Source organism: Microcystis sp. M31BS1, from assembly GCF_020245285.1.
GTDB lineage: Bacteria > Cyanobacteriota > Cyanobacteriia > Cyanobacteriales > Microcystaceae > Microcystis > Microcystis panniformis.
On the sequence record NZ_JADBVE010000372.1, the window covers coordinates 1 to 6,238 of the forward strand.

Here is a 6,238-nt window from a genome sequence, read left to right on the forward strand (position 1 = left end):
ATGGAACCCTTATAGAGAAAGGCATTTAGCGATTTTTGTCAATTGTTTTTGCTCTAGAGCGAACTAATCAATTAAGTCTCTTGCCAGATAAGGATTTAGTCGATTTATGCCCCCCTATCGAACCATAACAAGTAACGAAGAGCCGTAAGTTATCAGATTTGAGTTTTCAAGTGAGCAGTGTTACATGGAAGTTTCCTACTGTCTTTTCACTGATTACTGGTCAATGATTACTGGTCAATGATTACTGCTCACTGATTACTGCTCACTGATTACTGCTCACTGATCACTGTTTAAGACCTTTTTGGTAAACGGACATCGATAACACTGGTGTTGAAATTATAATTATCTCCTTCCAACTCGATTAAAGTGCCAATTTTCACCTTTTGACCGCCAACAACCGCACCGGTATCGGTAACTTCCGCTTGACCACTGAGAGTCATAATCATATCTTGAGAATAGTTTTCCGTGCGGGGATCCGGTAGGACTTTCACACTACCATCCGGCTGCGGAACTAAGACATTTCTCGATAAAGGTTTAACATTTTTTATATCCACTTGACCGGCCGGTTGATTACGAATAACAATATTAGTTTTCTTCTCGGTATTAAATTGATTAATCAAGGCGTTGGGATTGAGAACACTTAAACCCCGGACAATAACATCCACTTCTATGGGTTCTTTGGTAACTTGAGCGATCGTACTTTTACCACTTGTCCCCGGTACAACAAAAATACCGATAATTGTCAATAAAATTACTAAGGCCGCTCCAATATCAAGCAAGCTAAATTTACCGAATAAACGTCCTTTTGAGTCTAATAATTGCATAAGCGGTTCACTATAAAATTTTTGGTAGCAGGGAACAGGGGAACGGGGTGATGGGTAGGGTTGATTCATGAATCAACCCTACTATGAATCAACCCTAGGGTGATGGGGGATGGGGAGAAAATACAAATAATCTCCTATCTCCTATCTCCTGTCTCCTGAATCCTGCCTCCTAACGGCTAGTAAATTCTATCACGATCGGAATCTTGGTCGCAGACAGGAAGTCTGACTTAAGATAGAAGATCGGAGTCTCACACGGAGCGATCGATAGACAATGGCGGGTAAAACTCAACTTAAGAAACAAGAAAAGCAATTATCTCCAGTGGATCTGGCCCCTTCTGACGGTAACAACCTCGAAAAAGTTGCCCCCGTTAAACATTGGTCGATCGAAGATAGCGAAAATCTCTATCGCATCCAAGGCTGGGGAGAACCCTATTTCTCGATCAATGCCGCAGGAAATATTACCGTCTCGCCTCAGGGAGAAAGGGGCGGTTCTTTGGACTTATACGAGTTAGTTTCGGCGATTAAGCGGCGTAATATCGGTTTACCCCTGTTAATTCGGTTTAGTGACATCCTTGAGGATCGGATCGAGCGCCTGAATGCCTGTTTTAGCCGAGCGATCGCCCGTTATAATTATCCCAATGTCTATCGCGGTGTCTATCCGATCAAGTGCAATCAACACCGTCACATCGTCGAGTCTTTAGTGCGTTTTGGTAAACCCTATCAATTTGGGTTGGAGGCTGGTTCAAAACCTGAGCTAATGATTGCTTTAGCTACCCTAGAACCTGCCTTAAACGGCAAAAATGACAAAACACAACCATTGCTAATTTGTAACGGCTATAAGGACAAAGAATACATCGAAACCGCTCTTTTGACCACTCGTCTCGGTCATCGGCCTTTGATTGTCATCGAACAATTGGAAGAATTATATTTAACCCTGCGCGTCAGTCGTCAGTTAGGAATTGCCCCACATTTGGGAGTGCGTGCGAAACTGGGGACAAAAGGGGTGGGCCGTTGGGGATGTTCCACGGGAGACCGGGCAAAATTCGGTTTAACCGTCCCGGAAATCCTAACGGTAGTGACGGAATTAGAACAAGCGGGGATGTTAGATTGTCTGCAACTGCTGCACTATCATATCGGGTCGCAAATCTCCGCTATTAGCGTCATTAAGGATGCTATTCGCGAAGCTAGTCAGATTTATGTGGAATTAGCGAAATTAGGGGCAAATATGACCTATCTCGATGTGGGGGGTGGTTTAGGGGTCGATTACGATGGCTCAAAAACTAACTTCTACGCCTCAAAAAACTACAATATGCAGAATTATGCCAATGATATCGTGGCTGAGGTCAAGGAAGCTTGTGAAGATGCCCAGATTTCACCCCCAATTCTCATCAGTGAAAGTGGCCGGGCGATCGCTTCTCATCAATCGGTGTTAGTCTTTGATATCTTGGGAAGTAGTGAGGTTCCCCAAAATCCTCCCGATCCCAGCAATGGGAAAGAACATCTCATCCTCCGTAATCTCTGGGAAACCTACACGGGTATCGATGAGCGCAATTATCAGGAAGCTTATCACGATGCGGGACAGTTCAAAGAGGAGGCGATTAGTCTGTTTAATTTCGGTTATCTCAGTCTCAAGGAACGAGCTAGAGCCGAACAATTGTACTGGGCTTGTTGTCACAAAATTCTGCAAGTGGCCCGACAAGAGGATTATGTTCCCGATGACTTGGAAGACTTAGAGCAAATTATGGCCTCAATTTATTATGCCAATCTCTCGGTTTTTCAGTCAGTTCCCGATAGTTGGGCGATCGATCAACTATTTCCAATTATGCCGATCCATCGTCTCGATCGAGAACCTACCCAAAGAGGGATTCTCGCCGATTTAACCTGTGATAGTGACGGGAAAATTGCCCAGTTTATCGATTTGCGCGGGGACATAAAATCAGTTTTAGAATTGCATCCGTTGGAGTACAAAAACGGGAAACATTCTCCAGAACCCTATTATCTAGGAATGTTTCTGGTGGGTGCTTATCAAGAGATTATGGGCAATTTACATAATCTTTTTGGCGATACTAACGTGGTACATATTCAGATGAGTCCCAAGGGATACGATATCGAGTATCTAGTCAAAGGAGATACGATCACGGAAGTATTAAGTTATGTGCAGTATTCTGCGGAAGACCTGTTAGAAAGAATTCGTCTTCGTTGTGAACAAGCTTTGCAGGAAAATCGCATGACGGTGGAAGAATCCCAATTACTACTACAGGATTATGAACGCAGTTTGCGACGCTATACCTATCTAGTGGGTGGGGATTGATGATTGCTCTTGCCGATCGAGTAATCGATCGAGGATGATAGAAAATAGACAAAATAGATAGGCAGTAAGGGGAAGCAGTGGAAAAGGGAACGCTGGTAGAATTTCGAGTCCAAGGAGAAAGGCGCTTAGGGGTGATCGATCGCCCAGAAGGTAAAAAAGATTGGATCGTCATCGATCAAGGGGGAAACCCGCATAAACTGCGTCCCCAACGCTTCGATTACATTATCAAGGGTGGTCCATCCAACTATAAAGAGATCGGAAATTTTCTGCGGGAAGTCCAACCCTATCTAGATCCTAGTGGTTTAGAAGTGGCCTGGGAATTATTAGCCGGGGAAAATCAGTTAGTCACTCCCGAAACCATGGCCGAGATTCTCTTTTCCGATCGCAGTCCGCAGTTTTGCTATGCGGCCCATTGTCTCTTGAGTGATGATAAAGTTTATTTTAAAAATAAAGGGGATGGTTACGAGGCCCGCTCGGAAAATCAGGTAGAGGAAATCAAACACCAGCTAGAGGTGGAACAACAGCGTCAACGGGAAAAAGGCCAATTTCTCCAACGTCTCCAACAGGCCCTGGCCGGTGAAACGGTAGAATGGTCAGAAAGCGATCGAATTCGTCTGGAATCTCTAGAAAAATTTATCCTCCAACCCGAACAAAAATATCCAGCAGCCATGGACATACTCTCGCTGCTGGGCCGTTCCCAAACCCCCGAGGCTGCTTTTGAATTGTTAGTCGATTTGAAATGGTGGAGTAGTCACGAAAACCTTTTCCTGCGACGCAGTTCCTACCCTGTTCAATTCTCGAAAAAGGTACTTGATGTGACGCGTCTTAATTTACTCAATCCCCCTGCGGATGCGGATGTCAACAATCGTCTCGATTTAACCCACCAAAAAATTTATACTATCGACGATGAAAGTACCGAGGAAATCGATGACGGATTATCGGTGGAAATTCTCGCGGATGGTGGTCATCGTCTCTGGATTCATATTGCCGATCCTAGCCGTTTAGTGCTTCCCGATGATGAATTAGACCTAGAAGCGCGTCGTCGCAGTACCAGTCTCTATCTTCCCACGGGAATGGTTCCCATGTTTCCCCTAGAGTTGGCCGCCGGTCCAATGAGTTTGGTACAGGGTAAACTTTGTCCCGCCTTGAGTTTTGGGGTAATCCTCGATGAAACGGGGGCGATCGCCGATTATCGGATCCATCCTAGTACAATTAAACCCACCTATCGCCTCACCTACGAAGATGTGGATGAAATGTTACATCTGGATCTGCAGCATGAACCGGAAGTGAAGATTCTCAACCGTTGGGCAAAACAACGCCACGCATGGCGCAAATCTCAGGGATCGATTAACATCCAAATGCCAGAATCATCCATTAAGGTGAAGGCTAACGACGAAATTATCATAGAATTGCAGGAGGTTTCCCCATCTCGGCAATTAGTGGCGGAAATGATGATTTTAGCTGGAGAAATCGCCGGTCGCTACTGTCAGGAACACGAGATACCTGTGCCTTTCCGCGGACAACCACAACCGGAATTACCCCCTGATGAGGAGTTAATTTTACTACCTGCGGGCCCGGTGCGTTCCTGTGCCTTGCGTCGCTGTATGCCGCGCAGTGAGATGACGACGATTCCTAACCGTCATGCTAGTCTGGGATTGAATACCTATTCCCAAGTAACTTCGCCAATTCGCCGTTATACTGACCTTTTGACCCATTTTCAACTAAAAGCCCATCTTCGGGGCGATCAACTGCCTTTTACCCGGGATAGAATGCAGGAAATTCTCTATAGTGTCGCTAGTTCGGCCCTGGAAGCCACCTCAGTGGAACGGCAAACTAATCGTTATTGGAGTTTGGAATTCTTGCGACGACAGGGAGATCAAGTCTGGCAAGCTTTGGTTTTACGCTGGCTGCGGGAAGAGGAAAATTTAGGCTTAATTTTATTGGAGGAATTGGGGTTAGAATTACCCCATCGTTTTGAGCGATCGGTATCTTTAGGCGATCGCTTTCAAGTGCAAGTTAGTCGCTCTGATCCCCACCGCGATGAGATCCGTTTTCGCGAGTTATCGGGTTTTGTCTCCTCCCAAGCAAGTTAATCTCTCGCGGAGTCAGGAGTCAGGAGTCGGGTGATAGGGTGATAGGGTGATAGGGATTTAGGGGTTTAGGGAAATTTCAGCCAAATGCTCCACTACCCCACACCCCCCTGACAGGTGTAGGTTTATTACAAAGAGGTGAGCAGTCACACACTCAAGGTGAGAAAATCAAGCTAGAGATTTAGAGGAGCATCGTGAAAGGCAATGCTGAAAAACAAATAAGTAGTCGTGCAAAATTAATTTCCTAGTCGAGACTCCCAGACGCCGAGACTCCGAGACGGGATACAGGAGACTCCGAGACTCCGAGACGGGATACAGCTATTAGGGATCGGATTTGAGTTTTCAGTTCACTGTTTACTCACATCAGCAAAAGGCTGACGGCTGAGAGCTTAGATGTGTAATTAATTTTGCTTAGGTACTTACCAATCATAAAGAGGTTCGCAAGAATCAGCATGGTTAACGCAAAAATTACGCAGTATCCTACGACTAATAACCCGCATCGCCCGCTATACCTCTGGCAATTTTCTATTATCGATAATTATAGCAATACAGTAATTATGAGTTCTAAGTACCTAGGCAAAATTATTTACACATGACGATCATTGCCCCGTAAGGGTTTTAGCTCGATCGGGCAGGTAATTAATTTTGCATGACTACTTATTAAGTGGGTGGGTGGAATTAAATATAACTGGACTTCCCCCGTATAAAAATACTAGCTATGGCTAAAAGTCTTACAGAGCCTGAGTTCAAGCAATACAATACTAATGAACTACTGGACACAAAATCCTGAAGTTCTTACGCCGATAGGGTTTGAGGCAAAAATTTTCAAATTTGACCTTTAGACCATTATAGCTTGTTTCGGGGCAGAAAACCAGCAAAAACATGGCTACAGAGGGAATCCCTTACTCTAGAGATTAATGACACTATCTGTTAAAATCAGGTTAGCGATCACTATACAGCCAACTCTACGGAATCGCTCTACTCCAGATACAGTCAACGGTACAGCCATTTTC

The 6,238-nt window shown here is 44.9% G+C and carries 3 protein-coding genes; 2 read left to right on the forward strand and 1 reads right to left on the reverse strand.

All coding sequences use genetic code 11. From position 1 onward, the window contains the following. Positions 1-290 precede the first annotated feature (290 nt). Complete coding sequence (locus IM509_RS20895; RefSeq protein ID WP_002737551.1) at positions 291-824, reverse strand: DUF4330 domain-containing protein; 534 nt, start codon at positions 822-824, stop codon at positions 291-293. A 271-nt stretch (positions 825-1,095) separates the two neighbouring features. Here IM509_RS20895 and speA point away from each other — a divergent pair, with 271 nt between their 5' ends. Both speA and IM509_RS20905 read left to right on the forward strand, forming a co-directional pair. Next, positions 1,096-3,135 carry a biosynthetic arginine decarboxylase gene (gene speA, locus IM509_RS20900; RefSeq protein WP_052278069.1) on the forward strand — a complete coding sequence of 680 codons (2,040 nt, stop codon included), beginning with the start codon at positions 1,096-1,098 and terminating at the stop codon, positions 3,133-3,135. Positions 3,136-3,212: 77 nt separating this feature from the next. Continuing rightward, on the forward strand, positions 3,213-5,228 hold the full coding sequence (locus IM509_RS20905) for a ribonuclease catalytic domain-containing protein (protein ID WP_052278068.1): 2,016 nt from the start codon (positions 3,213-3,215) through the stop codon (positions 5,226-5,228). Positions 5,229-6,238: the final 1,010 nt, after the last annotated feature.

What these genes read in the sequence shown, in the direction of transcription:
- IM509_RS20895 (WP_002737551.1), bottom strand. Translation starts at nt 824, where the DNA reads ATGCAATTATTAGACTCAAAAGGACGTTTATTCGGTAAATTTAGCTTG.
- speA (WP_052278069.1), top strand. Translation starts at nt 1,096, where the DNA reads ATGGCGGGTAAAACTCAACTTAAGAAACAAGAAAAGCAATTATCTCCA.